We start from the raw sequence: 25313 nt of genomic DNA, 5'->3' as shown, positions 1-25313 counted from the left end.
TCATTCTCCGGGTCGCCCTTCGCCGTCGCTCGCACTGATCGCCTGGAGGATGCCGGGCAGCGCTCCGAGGAACGCGTCCACCTCCGCGTCCCCGATCGTCAGCGCGGGCATGAGCCGTACGACATCGGGTGCGGGGGCGTTCACCAGGAAGCCGGCATCCTGGGCCGCCTGCTGCACCTTGGGTGCGTGCGGCCCGGTGAGCACGATACCCAGCAGCAGACCACTGCCACGGACATGGGAGACCAGCGGGTGTCCCAGACCCTCGATCCCGTCGCGCAGTTTTTCGCCGAGCCGCTTGACCTCGTCGAGCAGGCCGTCGGTGGCAAGGGTGTCGATGACGGCGAGACCGGCGGCGCAGGCCACGGGGTTGCCGCCGAACGTGGTGCCGTGCTGACCGGGCCTCAGCAGCTCGGCGGCCTCGCCGAAGACCACGGTGGCGCCGATGGGAAGACCGCCGCCGAGTCCCTTGGCGAGGGTGACGACATCGGGCTCGACGCCCTGGTGCGCCTGGTGCTCGAACCAGTGGCCGCAGCGGCCGATGCCGGTCTGCACCTCGTCGAGGACCAGCAGGGTGCCGGTGGCCCGGGTGATCTCCCGGGCCGCCTCCAGATAGCCCTTGGGCGGGACGACCACTCCGTTCTCGCCCTGGATCGGCTCGATGATCACCAGCGCCGTCTCCTCGGTGACGGCGGCCCGCAGCGCCTCGGCATCGCCGTAGGGGACGTGCGTGACCTGGGCAGGCAACGGCAGGAACGGCTGCTGCTTGGCGGGCTGGCCGGTGAGCGCGAGGGCGCCCATGGTGCGGCCGTGGAAGCCGCCGGTGGTGGCGACCATGTGCGTACGGCCCGTCAGCCGGCCGATCTTGAAGGCGGCTTCGTTGGCCTCGGCGCCCGAGTTGGCGAAGAAGACGCGGCCGGGGCGGCCGAACAGCTGGATCAGCCGCTCGGCGAGTGCGACGGGCGGCTCGGCGACGTACAGGTTGGAGACATGGCCGAGGGAGGCGATCTGGCGGGTGACGGCCTCGACGACGGCGGGGTGCGCGTGACCGAGCGCGTTCACGGCGATGCCGCCGACGAAGTCGGTGTACTCGGTGCCGTCCGCGTCCCAGACCCTGGCGCCCTCGCCACGGACGAGGGACAGTTTCGGCGTGCCGTAGTTGTCCGTCATCACGCCCTGCCAGCGCTGCGTGAGTTCCTCGTTGCCGCTCATCAGTCCCCCTGTCCGTCCGGCACGACCATCGTGCCGATGCCCTCGTCGGTGAAGATCTCCAGCAGGATCGAGTGCTGGACCCGGCCGTCGATCACGCGGGCGGTGTTGACCCCGTTGCGTACGGCGAACAGGCAGCCCTCCATCTTGGGGACCATGCCGCTGGAGAGGTCGGGCAGCAGCTTCTCCAGTTGAGTGGCGGTGAGCCGGCTGATCACTTCGTCGCTGTTCGGCCAGTCCTCGTAGAGGCCCTCGACATCGGTGAGGACCATGAGGGTCTCCGCGCCCAGCGCCGCAGCGAGTGCCGCAGCAGCCGTATCAGCATTGACGTTGTAGACATGTCCGTCGTCCTGCGAGCGGGCGATCGAGGAGATGACCGGGATACGTCCGTCGGTGAGCAGCGCCTCGATGGCGCCCGTGTCGATCTCGGTGATCTCGCCGACCCGGCCGATGTCGACCAGCTCGCCGTCGATCTGCGGCTGATGCTTGGTGGCGGTGATGGTGTGGGCGTCCTCGCCGGTCATGCCGACGGCGAAGGGGCCGTGCTGGTTGAGCAGGCCGACGAGTTCGCGCTGGACCTGGCCGGCCAGCACCATGCGTACGACGTCCATGGCTTCGGGTGTGGTGACCCGCAACCCTGCCTTGAACTCGCTCACCAGCCCGTGCCGGTCGAGCTGGGCACTGATCTGCGGGCCGCCGCCGTGCACCACGACGGGCTTGAGGCCGGCATGGCGCAGAAAGACGACGTCCTGCGCGAAGGCGGCCTTCAGCTCCTCGTCGATCATGGCATTGCCGCCGAACTTGATGACGACGGTCTTGCCGTGATGACGGGTCAGCCAGGGCAGCGCCTCGATAAGGATCTCGGCCTTGGGCAGCGCGGTGTGCTTCCGCGTCGTGTTCGTCATGAGCTGTACGCGCTGTTCTCGTGGACGTAGTCGGCGGTGAGGTCGTTGGCCCAGATGACGGCGGACTCGGACCCGGCGGCCAGGTCGGCGGTGATCTTCACCTCGCGGTAGCGCATGTCGACCAGCTCCCGGTCCTCGCCGACGCTGCCGTTCTTGCAGACCCAGACGCCGTTGATGGCGACATTGAGCCGGTCGGGGTCGAAGACGGCCTGGGTGGTGCCGATGGCGGAGAGCACCCGGCCCCAGTTGGGGTCCTCACCGTGGATGGCGCACTTGAGGAGGTTGTTACGGGCGATGGAGCGGCCCACCTCGACGGCGTCGTCCTCGGTCGCCGCGTTGATCACCTCGATACGGATGTCCTTGCTCGCGCCCTCGGCGTCACCGATCAGCTGGCGGGCCAGGTCGTCGCACACGGTCCGCACGGCCTCGGCGAACTCCTCGTACCGCGGCGTGATCTCGCTCGCTCCGGAGGCCAGCAGCAGCACGGTGTCGTTGGTGGACATGCATCCGTCCGAGTCCACCCGGTCGAAGGTCGTCCGGGTGGCGTCCCGCAGCGCCTTGTCGAGGGTGGCCGACTCGAGGTCGGCGTCGGTGGTGAGGACGACGAGCATGGTGGCGAGGCCGGGGGCGAGCATGCCGGCGCCCTTGGCCATGCCGCCGACGGTCCAGCCGTCCCCTGTGGCGACGGCGGTCTTGTGCACCGTGTCGGTGGTCTTGACGGCGATGGCGGCCTTCTCGCCGCCGTGCTCGCTGAGCTGCGCGGACGCCTTCTCGATGCCCGGCAGAAGCTTGTCCATCGGCAGCAGGACGCCGATCAGGCCGGTGGACGCGACCGCGACCTCGCCGGCGCTGTGGCCCAGCACATCGGCGACCTTCTCGGCGGTGGCGTGGGTGTCCTGGAAGCCCTTGGGCCCGGTACAGGCGTTGGCGCCACCGGAGTTGAGGACCACGGCGGTCACCTCGCCGCCCTTGAGGACCTGCTCCGACCACAGGACGGGCGCGGCCTTGACGCGGTTGGAGGTGAACACGCCCGCGGCGGCACGGCGGGGCCCGTTGTTGACCACGAGGGCCAGGTCCGGATTCCCGCTCTCCTTGATCCCGGCGGCGATGCCGGCCGCGGTGAATCCTTTCGCTGCGGTCACGCTCACTGTGCTTCTCCGTTCTCTCCCGGAGCTGACGCCTGGGAGGTGCCCCCGTCTCCGCCCGCGCGGCTCCGGGATGTGGGCATCGTCATCGACTGCGGACCGGTGGCTGCGTGCGCGTCGCTCACGGGGCAACTCCGGTCATGGGAAGACCTGCGCTCTCGGGGAACCCGAGGGCGATGTTCATGCTCTGCACCGCGCCGCCGGCAGTGCCCTTGGTGAGGTTGTCGATGGCGCTGATCGCGATGATGCGACCGGCGGCCTCGTCGTGGGCGACCTGGATCTGCACGGCGTTCGATCCGCAGACGGACGCGGTCGCCGGCCACCGCCCCTCGGGCAGGAGGTGGACGAACGCCTCGTCCGCCAGTGCCTTCTCGTACGCGGCCCTTACGTCCGCGGCCGTCGTGCCCGGCTTCGCCTTGGCGGAGCAGGTGGCGAGGATGCCGCGGGCCATGGGCGCGAGCGTGGGCGTGAAGGACACGGTGACCGGCTCCCCCGCGGCCGCGCTCAGGTTCTGGATCATCTCGGGGGTGTGCCGGTGACCTCCGCCGACGCCGTACGGAGTCATGGAGCCCATCACCTCGGACCCGAGCAGATGCGGCTTGAGCGCCTTGCCGGCACCCGAGGTGCCGGACGCGGCGGTGATCACGGCCTCTGCCTCGGCGAGGCCTGCGGCGTACGCCGGGAAGAGCGCGAGCGAGACGGCGGTGGGGTAGCAGCCGGGGACCGCGATGCGCTTGGACGCCTCCAGCGCGCTGCGGGCACCCGGCAGTTCGGGGAGGCCGTACGGCCAGGTACCGGCGTGCGGGGAGCCGTAGAACCGCTCCCAGTCACCCGCGTCCTTCAGCCGGAAGTCGGCGCCCATGTCGATGACGAGGACGTCGTCGCCGAGCAGCTCCGCGACCGCGGCGGATTGGCCGTGCGGCAGGGCGAGGAAGACGACGTCGTGGCCCGCGAGCGCCTCGGGGGTGGTCGGCTCGAGCACCCGTCCGGCCAGCGGGAGCAGATGGGGCTGGAGACCGCCGAGCGGGCGGCCCGCGTTGGAGCCACCGGTCAGGGCGCCGATCTCGACGTGGGGATGGGCGAGGAGCAGCCGGAGCAATTCCCCGCCCGCGTAGCCGCTGGCCCCTGCCACTGCTGCTCGTACCGTCATCGGACCTCCTCCTCGATGGCATGACTATACGCAACCATGCAGATCTATGCAATCACGCCGCCGACCGGCCTCGGCGAGGCCGGGGTGACCGAGACTCTTGGTTGACGGGCGAGCGTGCCAGTTGGCGGATCTTGGGTCCCGTAACGCCGCGTTGTGATAGTTCCGAGGAACGGTCCCCGTTGCCGGTCGCGATCGGGGGCGTTCGTGGCGTGGGTCAGATGGTGAGAGCGGGCCAGGGGACGTCGGTTTCGACGGGGGCGGTGTAGTCGACGCCAGGGACGGAGAAGCCGTAGAGGCGGCGGACCTCGTCGCTGAACCAGTCGAGGTCGGCGAGTTCGGTGACGGTCTCGCTGGTGGCGGTGCTCCAGCGTTCGGCGACGGCGTTCTGCACTGCGGGGGCAAGTTCCCAGGTGTCGAGGCGGACCCGGCCCTCGTCGTCGAGGTCGAGGGGCCGGGCGCCGGTCAGTTGGTCCCACAGGTCCACCAGTTGACCGATCGGGGCCACCATGGCGTCGCCGAGGACACCGCGCAGCAGCCCGACGTACAGGGCGATGCCGGGGATGGCGGTGGAGGACTGGGTGACGGCAGCGGCGTTGACCGAGGTCACGGCCCGGCCGCCCACGGTCTTGCCGAGACGCTCGTCCAACGTGCGTGCGGTGGCTTCGAGATGGGACTTTGCGGCGCCGATGGTGCCCTGCCGGTAGATCGCCGCAGTGAGTGGAGAACCGATGTAGGACAGGGCGGCGGTGGCGAAGCCGTCGGCGAGCAGGGACCGGTCGGCCAGGAACGTGATCCACCGTTCCCAGTCGGTGCCACCCATCACCGCCACGGTCTGCTCGATGTCGTCGCCCTCGGCCGGCGCGGTGGTGACCTCCTTGACCTCCGGGGCACCGGACTCGTCGAAGACGAGGGTCTTGGTGGTGTACTGCGAGCCGACCGGTTTGAGGACCGAGGCGTACACGTCGCCGCTGTCCGGGTCGGTGCGGCGAGGCGCGGCCACCGAGTAGATCAGGAAGTCGAGCCGCCCCCCGAACCGCTCGGTGAGGAGGTCGGCAACCTGCTCCTTCATCGCGTCGCTGAACGCATCGCCGTTGAGGAAGACCATGTCCCGCCCGTGCTGTTGGGCGAGCCGGGCGGTGGCGGCGGTGCGATACCAGCCTGCCGTACCGGTGCGCCGCGCGGGCGCCTTCTCGAAGCACACGCCGATGCCACGGATACCGACACGGGCCAGGCCCGCGATCGTAGCGGCCAGGCCATACCCGGCGGACGAGCCGATGACCAGAGCCACCGGCCCTTCGCCCCCGGCGGTGACCGGGGCGGGGACGGCGTGCCACATCTCGTCCACCAGCTGTCGGCATCCGCCGGGATGGGAGTCGAGGAACAGGAAGCCCCGGCTCTTGGGCGCAATGACGCGTTCGCTCACGGTGTGGTGCCCCAGGTGTCGTCACGGACAAGGACGCGGCGGCCGCCTCGGCCGCCCCGCCCTGCAAGTCTGCGGCCGTGCGGATGAACACGGTGATCTTGACCGGCACAACGATGTCCAGCCGGGCTTGGAGGGTTCCCACTAGCTCCAGCGGGGACAGCCGGCGGTGCCAAGTCCCATCCCGCGGGACAGGACCGGACCTGATCACCGGCCAGATCCTCGAAAGCCTCTTCGGTGCTGGTTCAGGGACCGGTCGCTCGGCCCGAGCGGGGTTGCGTGCGCAGGGCCGGCAGCCGGGTTTGATCATCACGTACCGACCGTACGGGACCCTCATTGAGCGCCTCCCTGCCCCACCCGGAAGGCGCTCAGCCCACGACCCGCTGCAACATGACTCAGACCAGTTCGGGCTGCGGTTCGCGTCGCGGTTCCGGCAGATGCGCCGACGCGGCCTTCCGTTCCCACAGCTTGGTGGTCCGTACATAGCCGTAGATCACCGAGGTCATCGCCAGAACGAGCAGCGGCCCGAACACCCACGGATGTCCGGCCATCTCCACCGACAGATAGCGATACGACGCCAAGAGCGCAGCGAAGACCGCGGTGCCGTAGACGACCAGCTGGATTCCCGCCCGGTCCCAGCCGCGGTCGAGCGAGCGCAGCGCCGCTTCGATCGTGAGCGTGAACACCACGCCGGCGACGATGTCCGCGCCGTAGTGGTAGCCGAAGCCCAGCGTTGCGCCGAGCGTGGCGATCAGCCAGAACGTGCCCAGGAATTGCAGAGCCCGCGGGCCCTTGAGGGAATGAATGAAGATCGCGGTGGCCCACGCCGTGTGCAGGCTGGGCATGCAGTTGCGCGGGGTGATCTCGTCGAAGGGCATCGGGCGCGGGGTACCGACCGGCGGCGGCGTGTCCGGCCACAGGTTGGCCATCGCCCACTGCCCCCCGTCGGCGCCGTAGGCGAAGACCGGCCCGACCACGGGGTAGATCATGTAAATGCCCGGCCCGAGCAGACCGATGACCAGAAAGGTGCGCACCAGGTGATGGCCCGGGAAGCGGCGCTCGGCCGCCACGTTGCGCAGCTGGTACAGCGCGATGATGACCGCGGCCACCGCGAGCTGAACGTAGACCCAGTCGAGAACGTGGGCGCCGACATTGCCGGTGGCCGCGACGATCCGGCCTACCACCCACGACGGGTCGCCCAACGCGCGATCGGCGGTCGCCACGTACTGGTCGAGCACCGTCGGGCGGGTCTTCGACGTGATCAGCAGCCAGGTGTAGCCGGTCTTGCGGCCGGCCACCAGCAGCAGGGCCAGTCCGACGCCTTTCAGCAGCAGGACACGGTCCCGGCCGGTGCGGCGCGTGACGGCAATGACGGCACAGGCCAGAGTCACCCACAACGCGCCGTTGCCGACCATCATCTTGGCGTCGACCGCCCACCGCACGAGCCAGAAGACACCGTCGATGCCGACCGCGGCGCCGACCGCGATGAACCGCTGCCGCCAGGTGAGCACCACCATCATCAACGCCATACTGGCGTACAGCACCGTCCCCGATTGGGGAGCGAATATCACCTCACGCGCCTGGGTGGTGATCGGCCCCGACACGCCGTACCGACGCGCGGCGATCTCCAGTGCGATGAGGAATCCGAGGGCCACCACACTCACGGCGACCCACAGCATGACGCGTGGTTGACGCCACCCGGCCAACCTAATTCTGCCGCCTATTCGCGAAAACACCCGCGTTACCCTAGATGTCAATTTTTCAGCCGATTTGTCATATTCAATGTGATCGTCGTGAGCTCGAACATGTTAACGGAGCAGGCGGGTTTCGCTGATCACGGGTACATCGAATTCAGCGATCGGCTCCCCTTGCCCGCGGCCACGGCGGACACGGAACGCCGCAATGAGGGCGTTCACCGTGGAGCTAGGCGGCCGCCCGGGCCGGCGCCCTCCTCACGAAGCTGCGGCTTCACTGCCGACGGACGATCCCCTTGGGGCAGTTGGCCGCTCAGCCCGTTACGGCCCCGAGCCCAGGGATACTCGGAATCGACGAGTTCGCTTTCCGTAGGGCCGGACCTACAACATCCGCCCTCGTCGGCATCGAGACTTCAGGGGTGACGGACGTGTCTACGGCGCTCAGTCACATTCACACCCCCCGAGGCTTGCCCAACCCTCTGGCCTCGAGCAACGGCGGACGAGCACCTGTACCACTCCGGGACGCATCCACCGGCCCGACATCGTCGACTGCGCCAGGGGCATCGTGACCGGCGCTCAAGGACCATGCGAAGCGGGTGGCCAAGCAAGACGGCGGCAGTCCCGGGGCGGTGATGCGTGGCTTCTTCTTCCAACGCCTGACCGCAGGAGTCTTCAAAGCCGACCCACACGGATGGCTCCTCAAAGGCGGCCAAGCCCTCCTGGTCCGCTACCCCGCCGGAGCGCGGCTGAGCAAGGACATCGACCTTCAGCACCTGAGCGGGGACAAGGGCGAGGCGCTCGCCGCCCTCATTTCCCGGCCATGGAGACGAACACACAGCCAGATGCGATTGAACCGCTCCGGCCGGCCGACCTCACCCAGAGCGTCAGCGTTCGTCTGCGTTCGACCGACCCCAATCCTCGACCGCCCGTGCCGGCGATGGTCCCCTCCTCATGCACGGTGGGAATCATGCCCGGACCAGGCTGTCAAGGCGAAGCCCTGTTCCGGCGGTCGGTCAAGTGCCTCAAGGCTGAGCACTTCAGTTGGCGTCGCCAGAGGTGGTGAGGCCACCCCCGGTCGCGCTGCCTCGCCGGGCAGTGACCGGCGCGTGGGGCCGGGACGTTCCGGCGGCAAATTCGTGTGCTTCGGTGGGCAGCGCCGCGTTATGGTCGCCCGCATGAACGTCACCGGCCCGAGCACCACCGCAACCGCGCGAGCGACCAGCTCGCCGGTTGCCGCCGCCTGACTTCCCCTTTCCCCGGCGACCGGAAACGGTCCGTCGGTAGTGCCGTGGCGCCCCCTGTCTTCGGTCGGACGACTGAACGGTCCCGTTCTCCGGTGCCTCCCCCGCTGTGATGCGAAGGAGTCATCCCATGAATACAGAACAGCTGGTCAGGACGTTCGTCGAGTACTTCGAAGAACGCGGCCATCGCCGGATCGTCGGCTCGACGCTGCTGCCGCCACCCGGCGACCCCGTGCTCTTCACCACCTCCGGCATGCACCCGCTCACTCCGTACCTGGAGGGCCGCCCCCATCCGCTGGGCAGGCGGCTGGTCAACGTACAGCGCTGTCTGCGCACCACGGACCTGGAGGAGATCGGCGACGCCACTCACCTGACGGTCTTCGAGATGCTCGGCACCTGGTCGCTGGGCGACTACGAGGGCCCGCTCAGTCTCGACTGGGGATACGGGCTGCTCACCGAGGGACTGGGTATCGATCCCGGTCTGCTGCATGCCACCGCCTATGCCGGCGACGACCGGACCGGACCGGACACCGCTTCCCTTGAGCTGTGGCAGGACCGCGGCGTCCCCGTTGAACTCACCGTAGAGGACAACTGGTGGTCCAACGGACCTGTCGGACCGTGCGGTCCCGACTCGGAGATCTTCCTGTGGAGCGGTGACTGCCCGCCCCGGTCGACACCCACCCGCGACGACCGGTGGGTGGAGGTGTGGAACCACGTGACGATGAGCCACCGCCGCCGCGACGACGGTTCCCTCGTGCCTCTTCCCCAGCGCAACGTCGACACCGGACTCGGCCTGGAGCGGCTGGCCTCACTGCTCCAGGGCAAGTCGTCCGTATTCGAGTGCGACGTTTTCGACCCCTGGCGCCGCCTCGTGCCGGCCCTGTGGCCCCTGGAAGAACCGTCGCTGCGTCTGGTCTGCGACCACCTGCGCTCGGCCGTCGTGGTGCTCGGCGACGGCGTGCGCCCGGCCAACACCGGACGGGGCTACGTGCTGCGACGCCTGGTGCGACGCGTGCTCACCGTGCTGTGGCGGGACGATCCCTCGCGCGGTGTCGAGGACCTGCCGGACGAACTGGTCCAGCACAGCCTGGACCACTTCCGGCAGGACATGCGTCCAGGCGACGTGCTTCGGATGTTGCTCGAGGAGGAGCGCCGGTTCCGTCGGCTCCTGGAGCGCGGCCGGCAGGTGCTCGCCCGGCCCCGCTTCCAGGGCCCGCTGACCGAGGAGGACTTCCACTACCTCCACGACACCCATGGTCTGCCCCGCGACCTGGTCACGAGCCTGCGGCAGGGGTGACGACACGGGTGCGAGCGGGCTCGGCAGGACAGGCCTGACCTGCTGGCCGCGGCAAGGCAGATCGTGCCCTCGACCGAGCCGTGGTTCGCGGCCGCCCGCAACGTGGCGATGTACGCGAACGAGGGCGGGATGTACGGCAGCCATGGAGGAGACGCCCCGGGCTAGGGTCGCTGCAGCAGTCCCCTCTCCAGGGCCACCACCACCGCCCGCGTCCGGTCGTTCACGTCGAGCTTGGCGAACAGGCGCAGGAGATGGGTCTTGACCGTGGCCTCCGTGATGACGAGGCGTTTGCCGATCTCGGCATTGGTCAGGCCGTCGGCCACGGCGTTGAGGACGTCGGTCTCGCGTGCGGTCAGCGGCTCCTGGGCGGGGCGGCGCATGCGCGCGATCAGCTTCTCGGCCACACGGGGGGCGAGGACGGTCTCGCCGCGTGCCGCCGAGCGGATCGCGTCGGCGAGCTGTTCGCGGGTGGTGTCCTTGAGGAGATAGCCGATGGCGCCGGCCTCCACTCCGCGCTCGATGTCCTGGTCGGTGTCGTATGTCGTCAGGATCAGGACCCGGGTGCGCGGGTATCGGGCGACGATTTCGGCTGTCGTCCCCACACCGTCGAGCACGGGCATCCGCAGGTCGATGAGCGCGACATCGGGGTCGTACCGCTCGACGAGTGCAAGGGCCGCCCTGCCGTCTCCCGCCTCTCCGACGATCTCGATGCCGTCCTCACCGGCGAGCAGGGCGACCACGCCCGCCCGCATCACGGTGTGGTCGTCCACGACGACCACCCGGATTCGTCCGCCGGTCATCCTGTCACCCCCCTCCCCTTGTCGCTGTCCTCGTCGCTGTCCTTCGGTGTCTCCATGGGCAGCACCGCCAGGACCCGCGTGCCGTCGCCGACCGAGCTGGTGACCATCAGCCGGCCGCCCAGTTCCGCCAGGCGTTTTCGCATTCCGTCGAGCCCGAAACCCGTCGATTCCTCCGGGACGAAACCGGCGCCGTCGTCGGTGACCTCCAGCTCCACCCGGTAGGGCCGGAGGGTCAGGATCACCCCGACCGTGGACGCGTGCGCGTGTTTGCGGACGTTGGCCAGGGACTCCTGGGTACAGCGCAGCAGCGCGATCCGGGTCTGCTGGTCGCACGCCACGTCCGCCAGGTCGGCGACCACTGTGAGCCCCGTGTCCTCCGCGAAGCGGTCGAGGATACGGCGCAGTGTCTGCGCCACGGAGCCGGCCGCCGCCTCGCCCTGTTGCTGTGCGGATCCCACCAGCTCCCGTGCCTCGGCGAGGTTCTCACGGGCGGTCGACTCGATCGAGCGCAGTTGCTGGGCGCTGCGTGCCGGATCGGTGGCGAGTCCCGCCCGGGCCGCCTCCGCGAGCACGACGATCGACGCGAATCCCTGCGCGAGGGTGTCGTGGATGTCGCGCGCCATCCGTTCCCGTTCGTCCGCCGCCCCCTGACGCTTGTGCGCCTCGGACAACTCCGCCTGGGTCCGCCCCAACTCGACGATCAGTCGGGCCCGTTCGGTGCTCTGCGCGACCACCGAGTGCGCCCACAGCCCGATGAGGACCCCCACGGCCACGACGATCAGGGTGGACACCACCGTCTCGCTGAAGAACTCCAGTGACCAGCCCTGCCGGGACCAGCTCCCCGCCAGCGTCGCGGCGGCCGCCAGCCCCAGGAACCCCATCGAAGCCCTGGGGGTCCGCCCGAACATCCAGTAGTGCGGCAGCGTCACCATGAACAGCGCCGCATAGCTGCTGCGCAGGTACGCGAGCCCGCCGAGCGCGAGCACGAGCACGGAGAGATAGACGTGCGGCCGTACGACGGAGTGGTCGGGGAAGCGATCCAGGAGCGCGTAGCAGAGCACCACGCAGCCGAGCAGCGCGAGCGCCCAGTACCTGCTCCCGCCGGGCCGGTCCATCGCGGCGAGCCCGACCGCCATCGCGGCGAACAGTACCCAGCACACCGCGTTCCATCGGCGCAGCGAAGCGGACCAGATGGCGTTGGCGGAGGGCCCGGCAAGAGCAGTCATATCGATCAACGTACGTCAACCGCCGGTTCTCCATGGGCCGCTGCTCGGCCGGGCACGGCCGGGGCACGTCGCGCCGGACGTGACGGCCACCAGGTCGCCTCGCCGAGCAGGAGCAGGGCCGACGGCAGAATCATGATCCGGACGACGAAGGCGTCGAGCAGCACGGCCGCCGCCAGGACGAAACCGATCTGCTTCATCTCGATGATGTGCAGGAAGACGAAGCTCGCGAAGACGGTCGTCATCACGACCGCGGCACTGGTGACCACGCTTGCCGACCTGCGAATCCCGTCGAGCACGGCCTGCCGCGTGGGGACGCCGGCGAGCGCGGCCTCTCTGATCCGGCTGACCACGAACACCTGGTAGTCCATGGAGAGTCCGAAAAGGATCACGAAGAGGAAGAGCGGGACGCGCGACCCGATCGAACCTGTGGAGCGGAAGTCCAGCAGCCCCTCGGCCCAGGTCCCCTGGAAGACGAGGACCAGCAGCCCGAGCGCGGCCGCGGCCGACAGCAGATTCAGTACGACACCGATCAGACCGAGCACCGCCGAACGGAAGACGTACACGGTCATCACGAACGTCACGAAGAGCAACGCCCCGAGCACCAGCGGGAGTTTGCTGTTCTGATGGGCGGGATAGTCGGCGTACCGGGCGACGTCACCGCTGACGCCGTACTCCGCGCCCTCGACCCGGCCGACGGTGGTCGGCAGGTAGTCGTTGCGCAGGTGGTCGAGGGAGTCGTACGCCTGAGGGGAGTTGCCGAGATGCGGCACCTTCAGCCGCAGGACACTGGTCCGGTGGTCGGCCGATGTCGTGATCCGCGAGCCGTCGGCGAAAAGCGGGTCGCTGTCGGCGAGTTCGGCGAGCCTGCGCAGCGCCTCGTCGACCTCTTGGACGCGCGAGGCGTCGGCGCGCACGACGACGTCGTGCGTGACCCGCTGCTCAGGAAACGCCTTGTTGAGGCGGTCGTACACCTGCATCGCACGGATCTCGCGGGAGTGTGTGTCCCGGCTCATCTCCGTGATCTTCAGCCCGGCCAGCGGAAGGGCGAGGGCGACCAGGGCGAGGACCGAGACGCAGAGCGTGGCGAGGGGATGCCCGGCGGCGGGCCGCAGCAGCGCCGTCCAGATGCGTCCGCCACCCTCGCCGCGCGTCCACCGGGCCGGTTTCGCGCGCTCCGCCCGGCGCCGTGCCTTGCGTTCCGCCCGCTTGCCGAGCACTGCCAGCAGTGCGGGCAGCGCCGTCAGGGAGCTGGCCACGGCGACCAGGACGACCACGATGGTGCCGGTGGCGAGCGAGGAGAAGATCACGTCGGAGGCCAGATACAGCGTCGCGGTAGAGGCGACGACCGCCAGCCCCGACACCACGACCGCACGGCCTGACGTGGCCGCCGCCAGCTCCACCAGCGCCTCGGTGCTCAGCCGGCCGCCGCTGCGGGCCCGCTCCTCGCGTTCCCGTTTGAGGTAGAAGAGTGTGTAGTCGACGCCGACCGCGAGACCGATCATCAGGATGACGTTCGTGCCGACCCCGGCGTCGGGGGAGAGATGCGAGACCACCATCGACAGGCCGATCGCCGCCGCGATCGACGACAGCGCGAGCAGCAGCGGCACTGTGGCCATGACGACAGAACCGAAGACGACCAGCAGCGTGAGCAGCGTGACCGGAAGCGTGATCTTCTCGGACAGCGCCAGGTCCTCGCCGCGCTGCTGGTCGACCCCCTTGCTGACGGAAGGGCTTCCGGTCTCCTCGAGCAGTAGCCGGGGGTGGGACTTCTGGACGGCCTCGGTCTGTGCGACCAGTGCGTCGACCTTGTCCTTCGCATCCCGCTCCTCGCCCTTCAGCGCCACCTCGACCATGACGATCCGGCCGTCGCCCGACCACAGCGGGGCGGCCACGCCGGCAACCTCGGGCAGTGACTTCATCCGCGCCGTGAGGTCCCGCGCGGCCGCTTCGGCGGCCTGCTTGTCGAGGGCGCCCGACCGGGCGGAGATCAGCACCTGCTCGGTGGAACGGCGCTCCAGACGCCCCTCGGCCGCCATGGCCTCGGCCCGGCCCGCCTCGCCGACGCGGTAGTCCGCCGTCTCGGCGCTGTTGGTGCCGACGGCTCCACCGACGACCAGGCACAGCACCACGAACACAAGCCATCCGGCGACCGCCCGCCAGGGGTGCCGCGCACTCCAGCGCGCCATACGTACCGTGAGTGAGTTCATGCCCAAAAGTCTTGTTGAGCAGGGCAGTTGACGGACAGAGGTGTCAGGTTGAACCTGCCGTCCACCGATCGGTGGACCCGGAGGGTGAGGAAAACCCCCGCAGGCGGCCGGCCGGTGGGTCGGTCCCGGGATGGGCTGCCGGCAGGTGACGGTTCTGGCAGCGCCCCGGCATCCCGCGTCTGCGCCGGGGACGGGCCACGAGGACGTCGCCTGCCCCATCGCCTTCATGGTCACCCGGCCCCGGGCACGCCGCGGTCAACGAGATCATGGTGCGCCGACGGCCGCAGGAGCGATGAGCCCGTACCGGACTCGGCAGCGGCCGACCGGGCGGCGCCGACTGCCGTGCGATGCTGGTACGCGTGACACTTGAGGACCTCGTCAGGCTGCGCCGCGCGCGGGACGTGATGGACCGCGACTACGCGCAGCCGCTGGACGTTCCGGCGCTGGCCGCCGTCGCCCTCATGTCGGCCGGACACTTCTCCCGCAGCTTCCGCGCCGCTTTCGGTGAGACGCCCTACAGCTACCTGATGACCCGCCGTGTCGAGCGGGCCAAAGCGCTGTTGCGGCGGGGCGACCTGAGCGTGACGGAGGTCTGCTTCGCGGTCGGATGTACCTCACTGGGGTCGTTCAGCTCGCGCTTCACCGAGTTGGTCGGCGAGAGCCCGAGCGCGTACCGGGCCCGCCGCCACGAGGCGGGCGCCGCGATCCCGGCGTGCATGGCCAAGATCCTCACGCGACCGCCCAGGAACGGCGAACCGGTCAGGATCGGAGAAGCGGAATCCGCCGCCGCCTCGTAGCGTCGAAGCCATGAACATCAAGCTCTCACAGTGCTTCATCGCAGTCGACGACCATGACAAGGCGCTCACCTTCTACCGCGACGCCCTCGGCCTGGAGGTGCGCAACGACGTCGCGTTCGAGGGGATGCGCTGGTTGACCCTCGGGGCGCCCGCGCAGCCTGACGTGGAGATCGTCCTCGAACCGCCGCTCGCCGACCCCAACGCCTCGCCGGCCGACAGGCAGGCGATGGCGGAACTGCTGGCCAAGGGCATGCTGCGCGGTGTGATCTTCTCCACCGACGACTGCGACGCCACCTTCGAACAGATCCGGGCCGCCGGCGGCGAGGTCCTCCAGGAGCCGGTCGACCAGCCCTACGGCGTCCGCGACTGCGCTTTCCGCGACCCGGCCGGCAACATGCTCCGCTTCACCCAGCCCCGTACGCGCTGACCCCTCGTCGAGGGCCCGGTTCGCCTGCGCCTGCGACAGTGCCGGCCGACGACTGCACAGCCTCCAACTCATCGGCGGGCGCGGGCGATCCGGCTCCTTGACCCGCACGCGTGAGGGAGCGTCCCCGTCCGGCGGGACCCGCCAAGGGCGCTCAGCCCGCACCGCCGGCGTGCGGCAGTGGCAGAAGCGGGTCGGAGCCATGCACGCATGGGAACCCATGCTCGATTTTCTGCGCATCGACGTGCGCCCGTGACGGTGGCGGCCGACCCTGAACACAGGGGGTCCTGCCGAGCGGCGCCCGGCTCGCACCTCTGGCCGGCGCATGAGCTCGGACCGAACTGGAAGGTGCACGTCACCATGAAGACACCCCCGATCGTTTCGCTGCAGGACTGGGAGGCCGCGCGCGAGCAGCTTCTGGTCGAAGAGAAGGAGTTGACCCGCGCCCGTGACGCACTGGCCGCCAAGCGACGGCGGATGCCGTGGCTGGCGGTGGAGAAGGCGTACGAGTTCGACGGACCCGAGGGCAGGGCGAGCCTGCTCGACCTGTTCGAGGGGCGCCGTCAGCTGATCGTCTACCGCGCCTTCTTCGAGCCCGGGGTGTCCGGCTGGCCCGAGCACGCTTGCCCCGGCTGCTCCATGGTCGCTGACCACGTCGGCCACCTGGCCCACATGAACGCCCGCGACACCACGCTCGCCTTCGTCTCGCGCGCGGCGCAGCCGGACATCGGGCGCGTGAAGGCGCGGATGGGCTGGACGATGCCCTGGTACACGATCACCGACGAGTTCGACACCGACTTCGGCGTGGACGAGTGGCACGGCACGAACGCGTTCATCCGCGAGGGCGACGAAGTGTTCCGCACCTACTTCATCAACGCCCGCGGCGACGAGGCACTGGGGAGCACCTGGAGCTACCTCGACATGACTGCGCTCGGGCGGCAGGAGACCTGGGAGGACTCGCCCGAGCAGTATCCCCAGACCCCGCCGTACGAATGGTGGAACTGGCACGACGAATACGGCGACGCCGAGCCGGCGAAGGAGTGACGTGCCCGGACTCGCGGAGACCCCCGAGCCCGGCGTGGCCGAGCCCGTCGTCCGGCGGCTGAGCGGTCGAACCGGCGGTGGAGAACCCCCCGGGTCGCGGCAGGTCAGGACCGGGCCGCAGGGCCCGGCGTGCTGCGGTGCATGGGCGCTCGGGTCGCGGCGAGGCGCGCTGAGCGCTTCGGTTGGCCAAACGGGCCATCCGAAGCGCTCGGTCGCAGAGAATCACGCCGGTCGTCGATAGATTCCACCCAAAACGGTCGCACCCGTCCCCAGGGGGAGCACGATGGCCAAGGCCGACACCGCCGACGCAGCGCCGCCGACCGCCAAGCTGACCCTGATGACACTGACGGCGATGGTCGTCGGCTCGATGGTGGGCGCGGGCGTGTTCTCGCTGCCGCGGCGCTTCGCCCAGGAGACAGGTGTCGCCGGGGCGCTGATCGCCTGGGCCATCGCCGGCACCGGCATGCTGATGCTGGCCTTCGTGTTCCAGTCCCTCGCCGTCCGCCGGCCCGATCTGGACGCCGGCGTCTACGCGTACGCCAAGGCCGGTTTCGGCGAGTACCTCGGGTTCTTCTCCGCCTTCGGTTACTGGGCGAGCGCCTGTGTCGGCAACGTGACCTACTGGGTGTTGATCATGTCCACGATCGGCGCGGTCTGGCCGGCGCTCGGTGACGGGGACACCCTCCTCGCCGCGGTGCTGTCGACCATAGGGCTGTGGGCGTTCTTCCTGCTCATCCGCCGTGGCGTGAAGGAAGCCACGGCGATCAACAAAGTCGTCACCGTCGCCAAGGTCGTCCCGATCCTCGTCTTCGTCATCCTTGCGCTCTTCTACCTCGACACCAGCGTCTTCGCCGAGAACTGGGGCGGCGCCGACTACGCCGGCTCGCTGTTCAACCAGGTCCGGGGCACGATGCTGGCCACGGTGTTCGTGTTCCTGGGCGTCGAGGGCGCCAGCGTCTACTCACGGCACGCCAAGCGGCGCGAGGACGTCGGACGCGCGACGGTGCTGGGCTTCCTCAGCGTCTTCGCCGTCTTCGCCTCGGTGACCATCGTGTCGTACGGAATCATGCCGATGAGCGAGATCGCCGAGCTCCGCCAGCCGTCGATGGCCGGTGTCCTTGAGTACGCGGTCGGCACCTGGGGCGAGGTGTTCGTCAGCGTAGGACTGATCATCTCGGTGCTCGGTGCCTATCTCGCCTGGACGCTGATGGCCGCCGAGGTGCTGTTCGTCGCCGCCAAGGACGACGACATGCCCCGCTTCCTGCGGCGGGCGACCGCCGCCGACGTCCCGGTGCCCGCGCTGGTGATGACGACGCTGCTGAGCCAGATCGTCCTGATCGTCACCCTGTTCTCCGAGGACGCGTTCAACTTCGCCCTCGATCTGACCAGCGCACTGACCCTGATCCCGTTCCTGCTGGCCGCGGCGTTCGCCGTCAAGGTCGGAGCGCGGCACGACAGCCTCACCAAAGGCGGCAAGGCCTCCGCGCGGGAACTCGTCGTCGCGGTGGTCGCCACCTTCTACACGGCGTTCCTGCTGTACGCGGCCGGACTGAAGTTCGTGCTCGTCTCCTTCATCATCTACGCCCCCGCCACCTTCCTGTTCGTGAAAGCCCGCCGCGAGCAGGGCAAACGGCTGTTCTCGCCACCTGAAGCCGTCCTCTGCGCCATCTCGGTCGCCGGTGCAGCCGTCGGCGTGGCCGCCGTGGCTGCCGGCTGGATCAGCCTCTGACCGCCCACGACGCCCACACCGGCTCCCGCCGTCGAGCCCGAGGAAAGGCCCAGCAGGATGAACGACACGACCCCGGCCGCACAGGCTCTCGGCGTCCACTCCGAGGTCGGCAGACTGCGCAAGGTCCTGGTCTGCGCCCCGGGGCTGGCGCACCGCCGTCTGACCCCCACCAACGCGGACGATCTGCTCTTCGACGACGTGATGTGGGTGGAGAACGCCCAGCGCGACCATGCCGACTTCGTCAACAAGCTCCGGCAGCGCGGCGTCGAGGTCGTCGAACTCCACGAGCTGCTCGCCCGGACCGTGGCCATGCCCGAGGCGAAGTCCTGGCTGCTCGACCGCAAGATCGTCGCGAACGAGGTCGGCGTCGGGCTGATCGATCCCACCCGCGCCTTCCTGGAAACACTGGAGCCTCGTGAACTCGCCGAGTTCCTCATCGGCGGCCTCGCGTCCGCCGACCTGCCGGACGAGTTCCGGCCGCCGTATCTCGCTCTGGCCCGGGAGTCGACCGGCATCCGCGAGTATCTGATGCCGCCGCTGCCGAACACCCTCTACACCCGCGACACCACCTGCTGGCTGTACGGCGGAGTCACCCTCAACCCGCTCTACTGGCCGGCCCGCCACGACGAGACACTGCTGATGAAGGCCGTCTACCGGTTCCACCCGGACTTCACCGGCAGCACCGTGTGGTGGGGCGACCCGGAACGCGACTGGGGGCAGGCGACGTTCGAGGGCGGCGACATCATGCCCGTGGGCAACGGCGTGGTCCTGATGGGCATGAGCGAGCGCACCTCCCGCCAGGCGATCACCCAGGTGGCGCTGTCCCTGTTCGAGAACGGTGCGGCGGAGCAGGTCGTGGTCGCGGGCATGCCCAAACTGCGCTCCGCGATGCACCTCGACACCGTCTTCACCTTCGCCGACCGGGATGTCGTGACGCTGTACCCGCACATCATGGACGCCGTCCACACCTTCACCCTGCGGCCGAGCGACAGGGCCCCCGGTCTGGACGTGGCCGACGAGGGGTCCCGTGCCTTCGTCGATGTCGTCGCGAGGGCCCTGGGCCTGTCCGAGCTGCGGGTGATCGAGACCGGCGGCGATGTGTACGCCTCCGAGCGGCAGCAGTGGGACAGCGGCAACAACGCGGTCGCCCTGGAGCCGGGCGTGGTCTTCACCTACGACCGCAACACGCAGACGAACACACTGCTGCGCAAGGCGGGGGTGGAGGTCATCACCATCGTGGGCGCCGAGCTGGGGCGGGGGCGGGGCGGCGGGCACTGCATGACCTGCCCCCTGATCCGTGAGCCGGTGGCGTTCTGAGCGAATTCCGTCTCTGCTGTCGATCCGGCGGGAGGCCGTTCGTGTAGAGAGTGAGACAGGGGCGAGCCGGATGCCACCCCGCGGAGGAGGAGCGTCATGCAGCAGTATCTGCTCAGCATCTACCAGCCCGACGGCGAGCCGCCGGCGCCCGAGGTGCTGGATCCGATCATGCGCGATGTCGAGGCCCTGAAGGCGGAGCTCAAGGAGGCGGGGGCCTGGGTGTTCTCAGGCGGCCTCCATGCGCCGAGCACGGCCACCGTGCTGCGGCTGAAGGGTGACGAGGTGCTCACCACCGACGGCCCGTATGTCGAGGGCAAGGAGCACCTCGGCGGTTTCACCGTCATCCAGGCCCCCGATCTCGACGCAGCGCTGGAGTGGGGGCGCAGGCTCGCCCGGGCGATCACGCTTCCGATCGAGGTGAGGCCGCTGCAGCACGGCCACGTCTGATGCCGTCCGGCCTGCCCGAGATGCCCGCAGCCGCGGTGGAGCGTGTCTTCCGCGAGGAGTACGGTCGCGCGGTCGCCGTCCTGGTCCGGGTCTTCGGTGACATCGACATCGCCGAGGAGGCGGTCCAGGACGCGTTCGCCACGGCCCTCGAACGCTGGCCCACGACCGGGCTGCCGCCGAGCCCCGCGGGATGGATCATCACCACCGGGCGCAACCGGGCGATCGACCGCCTTCGCCGGGAGGCGTCCCGCGCCGACCGGCACGGGCAGGCCGCCCTGCTGCAGGCCCGCGACCACGACGGCGAGGAGGAGGGGCCGGTGCGCGACGAACGGCTGCGTCTGATCTTCACCTGCTGCCATCCGGCGCTCGCCCCGGCCGCCCAGGTCGCCCTGACCCTGCGGCTGCTCGGCGGGCTCACCACCGCCGAGATCGCCCGGGCGTTCCTGGTCGCCGAGCCGGCCATGGCCCAGCGTATGGTCCGTGCCAAGGGCAAGATCCGGGATGCGCGGATCGCCTACCGGGTGCCCGGTGAGGCCGAACTGCCCGACCGGCTGCCCGCCGTGCTCGCCGTGATCTATCTGATCTTCAACGAGGGGTACGCGGCGGGCTCGGGCGACCGGCTCGTACGCGAGGACCTGTGCGTGGAAGCGGTACGCCTCGGGCGGCTGCTGGCCGCCCTGATGCCCGACGAGCCGGAGGTGACCGGCCTGCTCGCGCTGATGCTGCTCACCGAGTCCCGCCGCGCGGCGCGGACGGGCCCGGGCGGCGAACTGGTTCTGTTGGCCGACCAGGACCGGGGCCGGTGGGATGCCGCTCTGATCGCCGAGGGGCACGCGCTGGTACGGCGGTGCCTGCTCCGCGGGCGCCCGGGGCCGTACCAGATCCAGGCGGCGATCAGTGCCGTGCACAGCGAAGCCCCGGCGGCGGCGGAGACGGACTGGGGGCAGATCCTGCGGCTGTACGACCAGCTGGCGTCGATCGCGCCCAGCCCGGTCGTGGCGCTCAACCGCGCGGTCGCGGTGGCCGAGGTCGAGGGCCCGGCCACCGCGCTCGACCTGGTCGACGGTCTCGGCTCCGCGCTCGACGGCTTCCGTGTCTTCCATGCGGTCCGCGCCGATCTGCTGGTGCGCCTGGGCCGCCGGGCGGAGGCGACGACGGAGTACGACGCGGCGATCGGGTGCGCGGGGAACGCGGCGGAGATCGCCTTCCTGCGCCGCAGGCGGGACGGGCTGCGGGAAGCACCATAGCCCGGGGAAGGCCTCCCCCCCGTTGCCAACAGCCTGGTGAGGAGGCCGGGTTACCCTTCGCGCATGTCTGTTTCCCTCAGTACGGCCGCCCGTCGGCTGCTCGATGCGCCGAACCCCGCGGTGCTGGCCACCGTCCTCCCCGACGGGAGCCCCCAGACCTCCGTGGTCTGGATCGCCAGGGACGGCGACGCTCTGGTCATCTCCTCCGAGGCGGGCCGCCGCAAGGACCGGAACATCGCGGCCGACCCGCGGGTGAGCGTGACCGTGTACGACCTCAAGGACCCGCTGCAGTACGTGGAAGTGCGCGGCACCGCGACGATCACCGAGGACGCGGGACGCGAGCTCGCGGTCCAGCTGGCGGAGCGGTACGAGGGCCCGGGTGCGGGCGCGGAGTACCTGGGGCTGCCGCCGGAGGTCGTACGGATCGTCATCCGCATCACGCCCGAGCGGGTGGTGGGAACGGCCGCGTGATGCCGCGCGGCCGGGGCGTCACGCCGCCGCCTCCAGGCGCAGGCTCCAGTGACCGGAGAGGCCCGTGAGGGTCACGGTCGACAGCGGGCGCACGTCCACCGCCCAGTAGGTGGCCGGCGGCAGCCTCAGGGCGTACACCAGGGCCGCTCGGACGACGCCCGGTTCGGCCACGGCGACGATGGTGCCGCCGTCGTCGGCGGGGCGGGTGTCCAGCCAGCTCCCTATGCGTCCGATGAACGCGAGCAGCGGCTCGCCGCCGTGCGGCGCCGAGCGCGGGTCGGCGAACCACGCGTCGACGGCGGCAGGCTCGCGGGCGGTCACCTCGGAGAGCGTGAACCCGCGCCAGCGGCCCATGTCGCAGTCCCGCAGCGCGGGCTGGGCCATGGGAAAGAGGCCGAGCGCCTCGCCGGTCGCCCGGCTGCGGGGGGTCGGCGAGCAGTACCGCAGCTCGGCGGTGTTCAGCGGCACAAGGGCGTGCGCGGCGAGCCGCACCTCCTGCCAGCCCACCAGGTCGAGCGGGCGGTCGTCGTCGAACCGCTCGGCGAGCAGCGACGAGCTGCGCGCGGCGGCGACCAACGTGACCCTCACACTCATGGCGTGATGGTGAACGGGAACGCCGCGCAGGTCAAGAGTCAGTTGAAGGCGATCTGCAGCCAGTTCCCCGGGTTGCCGAGTACCTGGAATCCGACCTTTTCGTACACACCGTGAGCGTCGTCGGTGGTGAGCAAGATCCGGTTCAGCCCGAGCGGCGCGAGATGGTCGCGCACAGCGGCGACGAGGGCGGTGCCCAGTCCCGTCCCGCGGGCGGACGGGTCGACATAGACGTCGCAGAGGTAGGCGAAGGTGGCCCCGTCCGTGATGACGCGCGCGTAGGCGGCCTGCTCGCCCGAAGCTGCTTCGTACGCGCCGAAGTTGAGCGATCCGGCGATGGCGAGGTCCTGCCGCTCCCGGCTGCGGCCGAGCGCCCAGTAGGCATCGCTCGAGAGCCAGTGGTGCACCCGGGCCGCGTCGAGGCGGCCCGGGTCGGTGGAGATCGTGTAAGGGCCATGGGTCGTCTCGCTCATGGCGTGAGATTCGCATGCCCGGTCGCCGGCTGTCACGCTCGATGTCCCGGCCGGGGGCAGGCGGCGGTCGTCACGGCCGGTGTCCCGGTCCCGGGGGGAGGCCAGGGGTCATGCCGCCCATTCGTCGCACGCCGTCCGCAGCCGGCGCACACCCTTCTCGATCTCGGCCGGGCCCGCGACGCCCGCGAAGCTCAACCGGATGTGTCCGGCGGGGGGTTCGGCGCAGAAGTAGGGGCGGCCGGGGGCGACCGCGACATCCGCCCGGAGGGCGGCGGCCACGAGGGCGCTCTCGTCCATGGCGTCCGGCAGGCGCAGCCACAGGTGGTGGCCGCCGGACGGGATGTGCGGCAGGGACAGTTCGGGCAGGTGCATCCGAAGTGCCGCGGTCATGGTGTCGCGGCGGCCCTTCAGCTCGGCGGCCACGCGGCGCAGATGGCGACTCCAGGCCGGGGCACCGACCAGTTCCAGGGCCGCTTCCTGGAGCGGGCGGGGGACGAAGAAGTTGTCGACGACATGGATGGCGCGCAGCCGCTCCAGCACCGGGCCGCGGCCGGCGAGCATGCCCACCCGCAGGCTGGGCGAGGTCGCCTTGGTGAGCGAACTGACGTGGACGACCACTGCGTCGGGGTCGTCGGCGGCCAGGGGCCTGGGCAGCGGGCCGGCGTCCTCGTGGACCAGGCGGCGCGCGAAGTCGTCCTCGATCACGAAGGCTCCGGCTTCGCGGGCGATGCGCAGCACCTCGGGGCGGCGCTCCGTGGCGAGAACGGCACCGGTCGGGTTCTGGAACAGCGGCTGGCACACGAACACGCGCGCTCCGGTGGCGCGGAACGCCGCGGCCAGGAGGTCCGGTCGCACACCGTCGGGGTCCAGGGGGACGGGCACCGGTCGCAGCCCCGCGGCGCGGGCGATGGCGAGCATGCCGGGGTAGGTGGGTGATTCGACGAGGACGGGGGCGCCGGGCGGGGCGAGAGCGCGCAGCGCGGTGGTCAGGGCCGACTGGCCGCCGGCGGTGACCAGCACATCGGCCGCGCCGACGGTGCCGCCGAGTCCGCGGGCGAACCACTCGCGCAGTTCGGGCAGCCCGTCGGTCGGCGGCCGGCCCCACGCCCCGGGGCGGCGTCCCGCGCGGGCCAGCGCGCCGGCCATGGCCCGTTCCGGCTGGAGCGAGGGATGCAGATAGCCGCCGTTGAACTCGACGACTCCCGCGGGTGGCGCTGACAGTGTGACGAGCACGCCGGACGCGTCGACCGCGCGCGGCACGACTTCGGTCGCCGCGTCCGCGCTGAGGGTGACTTCCTGCCAGGAGGTGTCCCCCGGTGGTGGGGTGTCGGTGCGGGGCCGGGCCCGGAAGGCGCCTGCGCCGGGCCGCGTGACGACCAGGCCTTCGGCGGCGAGCTGGGCGAGAGCCCGGGAGACGGTGACCGGGGAGACCCGGTGGCGCTCGACCAGCGCCCGGCTGGACGGCAGCTTCTCTCCTGGTGAGTAGCGGTCCAGTTCACGCTTCAGCGAATTCGCCAATTCCGCCACACTGCTACGCTCTTGCATGACAGTACAGGATAGCGCTACTCCCACCACTTCGATAGCGGTGAGCAGTGGCACCCTTCTCGCCGCGCTCGGCGTCGTCGCCTTCTCGCTGACCTTTCCGGCCACGGTCTGGGGCATGGAGAGCTTCGGCCCCTGGTCCCTGGTCGCCGTACGCAGCGTGCTTGCCGCCCTGGTCGCGGGCGGGTTCCTGCTGGCACTGCGGGTGCCGGTCCCCCACCGCAGGCACTGGGCCCCGCTCGCCGTCGTCGCAGGCGGCGTGGTGGTCGGCTTCCCGCTGCTGACGACGCTCGCCCTGCAGACCTCCACCTCCGCCCACGCCGCCGTGGTGGTGGGACTGCTGCCGCTGACCACTGCGGCCTTCGCCGCCCTGCGCACCCGCCGCCGTCCCTCCCGCACCTTCTGGGCCGCGGCGCTCGCCGGTGCCGGCGTGGTGCTCGCCTTCACCGTCCAGCAGAGCGGTGGTGCGCTGCACACCGGTGACCTGTATCTCTTCGGCGCGCTGCTGGTGTGCGCCGCCGGCTACACCGAGGGCGGCCGACTGGCCGCGGTGATGCCGGGCTGGCAGGTGATCGGCTGGGCGCTGATGCTGTGCCTGCCGCTCGCCGTCGCCGGATCGGCCGTCGCGCTCGCCTTCGAGCCGGTGCGCCTCGGGACGCACGGCGTGATCGGCCTGCTGTGGGTCGCGGCCGGCTCGACGTTCTTCGGTCTGTACGTCTGGTACCGCGGGATGGCGCAGATCGGGATCGCGAAGGCCAGCCAGCTTCAGCTGGCCCAGCCGCTGCTCACTCTCGTGTGGTCCGTGTCCCTGCTCGGCGAGCGGCTCTCCCCGGCTGCTCCGCTCGCCGCGGTCGCGGTGCTGGTCTGCATCGCCGTCACCCAGCGCACCAGCGGTTGAAGGGGCAAACGACCACGGGCGGAGCCGGAGGTGCGACTCGCG

The 25313-nt window shown here is 70.4% G+C and carries 23 protein-coding genes; 11 read left to right on the top strand and 12 right to left on the bottom strand.

Features of this window, described 5'->3' with window-relative positions; all coding sequences use genetic code 11:
- The 6 genes from OHS70_RS30560 to OHS70_RS30535 form a co-directional block, all read right to left on the bottom strand.
- A complete protein-coding gene (locus tag OHS70_RS30560) occupies positions 1-1209 on the bottom strand; it encodes an acetylornithine transaminase (RefSeq protein WP_328402693.1) in 1209 nt (402 codons plus the stop codon).
- The gene (argB, locus tag OHS70_RS30555; protein ID WP_328402691.1) at positions 1209-2111 is read right to left on the bottom strand and encodes an acetylglutamate kinase; all 903 of its coding nucleotides are present in this window, start codon (positions 2109-2111) and stop codon (positions 1209-1211) included. Before argB ends, OHS70_RS30560 begins: the two co-directional genes overlap by 1 nt.
- On the bottom strand, positions 2108-3259 hold the full coding sequence (gene argJ / locus OHS70_RS30550; protein ID WP_328402689.1) for a bifunctional glutamate N-acetyltransferase/amino-acid acetyltransferase ArgJ: 1152 nt from the start codon (positions 3257-3259) through the stop codon (positions 2108-2110). Before argJ ends, argB begins: the two co-directional genes overlap by 4 nt.
- 118 nt (positions 3260-3377) lie before the next feature.
- Positions 3378-4406: an N-acetyl-gamma-glutamyl-phosphate reductase gene (gene argC / locus OHS70_RS30545; RefSeq protein WP_328402687.1), complete on the bottom strand. Its 1029-nt coding sequence runs from the start codon at positions 4404-4406 to the stop codon at positions 3378-3380.
- A gap of 214 nt (positions 4407-4620) precedes the next feature.
- Positions 4621-5829, bottom strand: coding sequence for an enoyl-[acyl-carrier-protein] reductase FabV (gene fabV, locus OHS70_RS30540; RefSeq protein ID WP_328402685.1), 1209 nt, complete (start codon positions 5827-5829; stop codon positions 4621-4623).
- A 392-nt stretch (positions 5830-6221) separates the two neighbouring features.
- Positions 6222-7505: a phosphatase PAP2 family protein gene (locus OHS70_RS30535; RefSeq protein ID WP_328402683.1), complete on the bottom strand. Its 1284-nt coding sequence runs from the start codon at positions 7503-7505 to the stop codon at positions 6222-6224.
- A 647-nt stretch (positions 7506-8152) separates the two neighbouring features.
- Between OHS70_RS30535 and OHS70_RS30530 the strand changes: the two genes are divergently transcribed.
- Together OHS70_RS30530 and OHS70_RS30525 are read left to right on the top strand one after the other, a co-directional pair.
- Complete coding sequence (locus OHS70_RS30530; RefSeq protein WP_328406026.1) at positions 8153-8764, top strand: nucleotidyl transferase AbiEii/AbiGii toxin family protein; 612 nt, start codon at positions 8153-8155, stop codon at positions 8762-8764.
- Between the two features lie 127 nt (positions 8765-8891).
- Complete coding sequence (locus OHS70_RS30525) at positions 8892-10058, top strand: alanine--tRNA ligase-related protein (protein ID WP_328402681.1); 1167 nt, start codon at positions 8892-8894, stop codon at positions 10056-10058.
- Positions 10059-10219: 161 nt separating this feature from the next.
- Here OHS70_RS30525 and OHS70_RS30520 read toward each other — a convergent pair whose 3' ends face one another.
- Genes OHS70_RS30520 through OHS70_RS30510 form a run of 3 tightly spaced genes read right to left on the bottom strand, consistent with a single transcriptional unit; the run spans position 10220 to position 14291 of the window.
- Positions 10220-10858 carry a response regulator transcription factor gene (locus tag OHS70_RS30520; protein ID WP_328402679.1) on the bottom strand — a complete coding sequence of 213 codons (639 nt, stop codon included), beginning with the start codon at positions 10856-10858 and terminating at the stop codon, positions 10220-10222.
- On the bottom strand, positions 10855-12084 hold the full coding sequence (locus OHS70_RS30515; RefSeq protein ID WP_328402677.1) for a sensor histidine kinase: 1230 nt from the start codon (positions 12082-12084) through the stop codon (positions 10855-10857). The genes OHS70_RS30520 and OHS70_RS30515 overlap by 4 nt, the downstream gene beginning before the upstream one ends.
- 5 nt (positions 12085-12089) lie before the next feature.
- Positions 12090-14291, bottom strand: coding sequence for an MMPL family transporter (locus OHS70_RS30510; protein ID WP_328402675.1), 2202 nt, complete (start codon positions 14289-14291; stop codon positions 12090-12092).
- 347 nt (positions 14292-14638) lie between these two features.
- On the opposite strand from OHS70_RS30510, the gene OHS70_RS30505 reads away from it, so the two are divergent.
- The 8 genes from OHS70_RS30505 (at position 14639) to OHS70_RS30470 (ending at position 21767) form a co-directional block, all read left to right on the top strand.
- Entirely contained in the window at positions 14639-15088 is a 450-nt protein-coding gene (locus OHS70_RS30505) for a helix-turn-helix transcriptional regulator (RefSeq protein WP_328402673.1), read from the top strand.
- Positions 15089-15098: 10 nt separating this feature from the next.
- Positions 15099-15515, top strand: a complete 417-nt coding sequence (locus tag OHS70_RS30500) for a VOC family protein (protein WP_328402671.1) — start codon at positions 15099-15101, stop codon at positions 15513-15515.
- Positions 15516-15872: 357 nt separating this feature from the next.
- Positions 15873-16556, top strand: a complete 684-nt coding sequence (locus tag OHS70_RS30495; protein ID WP_328402669.1) for a DUF899 domain-containing protein — start codon at positions 15873-15875, stop codon at positions 16554-16556.
- Positions 16557-16839: 283 nt separating this feature from the next.
- Complete coding sequence (locus tag OHS70_RS30490) at positions 16840-18285, top strand: basic amino acid/polyamine antiporter (RefSeq protein ID WP_328402667.1); 1446 nt, start codon at positions 16840-16842, stop codon at positions 18283-18285.
- Positions 18286-18342: 57 nt separating this feature from the next.
- Positions 18343-19602, top strand: coding sequence for an arginine deiminase (locus OHS70_RS30485; RefSeq protein ID WP_328402665.1), 1260 nt, complete (start codon positions 18343-18345; stop codon positions 19600-19602).
- 96 nt (positions 19603-19698) lie between these two features.
- The gene (locus OHS70_RS30480) at positions 19699-20049 is read left to right on the top strand and encodes a YciI family protein (RefSeq protein WP_328402663.1); all 351 of its coding nucleotides are present in this window, start codon (positions 19699-19701) and stop codon (positions 20047-20049) included.
- 20 nt (positions 20050-20069) lie between these two features.
- Positions 20070-21296, top strand: a complete 1227-nt coding sequence (locus tag OHS70_RS30475) for an RNA polymerase sigma factor (protein ID WP_443062678.1) — start codon at positions 20070-20072, stop codon at positions 21294-21296.
- Positions 21297-21359: 63 nt separating this feature from the next.
- Positions 21360-21767 (top strand): PPOX class F420-dependent oxidoreductase, encoded by a 408-nt coding sequence (locus OHS70_RS30470; RefSeq protein WP_328402659.1) that lies wholly within the window; start codon positions 21360-21362, stop codon positions 21765-21767.
- A gap of 18 nt (positions 21768-21785) precedes the next feature.
- Here the strand turns inward: OHS70_RS30470 and OHS70_RS30465 are convergent, their stop codons facing one another.
- The 3 genes from OHS70_RS30465 to OHS70_RS30455 all read right to left on the bottom strand — a co-directional run bounded on the left by OHS70_RS30465 (position 21786) and on the right by OHS70_RS30455 (position 24376).
- The gene (locus OHS70_RS30465) at positions 21786-22361 is read right to left on the bottom strand and encodes a histidine phosphatase family protein (RefSeq protein ID WP_328402657.1); all 576 of its coding nucleotides are present in this window, start codon (positions 22359-22361) and stop codon (positions 21786-21788) included.
- A gap of 38 nt (positions 22362-22399) precedes the next feature.
- Positions 22400-22831, bottom strand: coding sequence for a GNAT family N-acetyltransferase (locus tag OHS70_RS30460; RefSeq protein ID WP_328402655.1), 432 nt, complete (start codon positions 22829-22831; stop codon positions 22400-22402).
- 108 nt (positions 22832-22939) lie between these two features.
- Positions 22940-24376, bottom strand: coding sequence for an aminotransferase-like domain-containing protein (locus tag OHS70_RS30455; protein WP_328402653.1), 1437 nt, complete (start codon positions 24374-24376; stop codon positions 22940-22942).
- Between OHS70_RS30455 and OHS70_RS30450 the strand changes: the two genes are divergently transcribed.
- Positions 24375-25271, top strand: a complete 897-nt coding sequence (locus tag OHS70_RS30450; protein ID WP_328402651.1) for a DMT family transporter — start codon at positions 24375-24377, stop codon at positions 25269-25271. The genes OHS70_RS30455 and OHS70_RS30450 overlap by 2 nt on opposite strands.
- The last annotated feature ends 42 nt before the right edge of the window (positions 25272-25313 follow it).

This window comes from Streptomyces sp. NBC_00390 (genome assembly GCF_036057275.1).
Taxonomy (GTDB): domain Bacteria; phylum Actinomycetota; class Actinomycetes; order Streptomycetales; family Streptomycetaceae; genus Streptomyces.
The sequence above is the reverse complement of the archived record's forward strand: the minus strand, read 5'-3'. Positions and strand labels throughout refer to the sequence as shown.

Excerpts from the sequence above, each read along its gene's own strand:
- OHS70_RS30495 (WP_328402669.1), top strand. The coding sequence starts at position 15,873 with ATGAAGACACCCCCGATCGTTTCGCTGCAGGACTGGGAGGCCGCGCGC.
- OHS70_RS30525 (WP_328402681.1), top strand. The coding sequence starts at position 8,892 with ATGAATACAGAACAGCTGGTCAGGACGTTCGTCGAGTACTTCGAAGAA.
- OHS70_RS30450 (WP_328402651.1), top strand. The coding sequence starts at position 24,375 with ATGACAGTACAGGATAGCGCTACTCCCACCACTTCGATAGCGGTGAGC.
- OHS70_RS30560 (WP_328402693.1), bottom strand. The coding sequence starts at position 1,209 with ATGAGCGGCAACGAGGAACTCACGCAGCGCTGGCAGGGCGTGATGACG.
- OHS70_RS30505 (WP_328402673.1), top strand. The coding sequence starts at position 14,639 with ATGCTGGTACGCGTGACACTTGAGGACCTCGTCAGGCTGCGCCGCGCG.
- OHS70_RS30455 (WP_328402653.1), bottom strand. The coding sequence starts at position 24,376 with ATGCAAGAGCGTAGCAGTGTGGCGGAATTGGCGAATTCGCTGAAGCGT.
- argC (WP_328402687.1), bottom strand. The coding sequence starts at position 4,406 with ATGACGGTACGAGCAGCAGTGGCAGGGGCCAGCGGCTACGCGGGCGGG.
- OHS70_RS30515 (WP_328402677.1), bottom strand. The coding sequence starts at position 12,084 with ATGACTGCTCTTGCCGGGCCCTCCGCCAACGCCATCTGGTCCGCTTCG.
- OHS70_RS30475 (WP_443062678.1), top strand. The coding sequence starts at position 20,070 with ATGCCCGCAGCCGCGGTGGAGCGTGTCTTCCGCGAGGAGTACGGTCGC.
- OHS70_RS30530 (WP_328406026.1), top strand. The coding sequence starts at position 8,153 with ATGCGTGGCTTCTTCTTCCAACGCCTGACCGCAGGAGTCTTCAAAGCC.
- OHS70_RS30485 (WP_328402665.1), top strand. The coding sequence starts at position 18,343 with ATGAACGACACGACCCCGGCCGCACAGGCTCTCGGCGTCCACTCCGAG.
- OHS70_RS30510 (WP_328402675.1), bottom strand. The coding sequence starts at position 14,291 with ATGAACTCACTCACGGTACGTATGGCGCGCTGGAGTGCGCGGCACCCC.
- OHS70_RS30465 (WP_328402657.1), bottom strand. The coding sequence starts at position 22,361 with ATGAGTGTGAGGGTCACGTTGGTCGCCGCCGCGCGCAGCTCGTCGCTG.
- OHS70_RS30480 (WP_328402663.1), top strand. The coding sequence starts at position 19,699 with ATGCAGCAGTATCTGCTCAGCATCTACCAGCCCGACGGCGAGCCGCCG.
- OHS70_RS30490 (WP_328402667.1), top strand. The coding sequence starts at position 16,840 with ATGGCCAAGGCCGACACCGCCGACGCAGCGCCGCCGACCGCCAAGCTG.
- argB (WP_328402691.1), bottom strand. The coding sequence starts at position 2,111 with ATGACGAACACGACGCGGAAGCACACCGCGCTGCCCAAGGCCGAGATC.
- OHS70_RS30460 (WP_328402655.1), bottom strand. The coding sequence starts at position 22,831 with ATGAGCGAGACGACCCATGGCCCTTACACGATCTCCACCGACCCGGGC.
- OHS70_RS30500 (WP_328402671.1), top strand. The coding sequence starts at position 15,099 with ATGAACATCAAGCTCTCACAGTGCTTCATCGCAGTCGACGACCATGAC.
- OHS70_RS30520 (WP_328402679.1), bottom strand. The coding sequence starts at position 10,858 with ATGACCGGCGGACGAATCCGGGTGGTCGTCGTGGACGACCACACCGTG.
- OHS70_RS30470 (WP_328402659.1), top strand. The coding sequence starts at position 21,360 with ATGTCTGTTTCCCTCAGTACGGCCGCCCGTCGGCTGCTCGATGCGCCG.
- OHS70_RS30535 (WP_328402683.1), bottom strand. The coding sequence starts at position 7,505 with ATGCTGTGGGTCGCCGTGAGTGTGGTGGCCCTCGGATTCCTCATCGCA.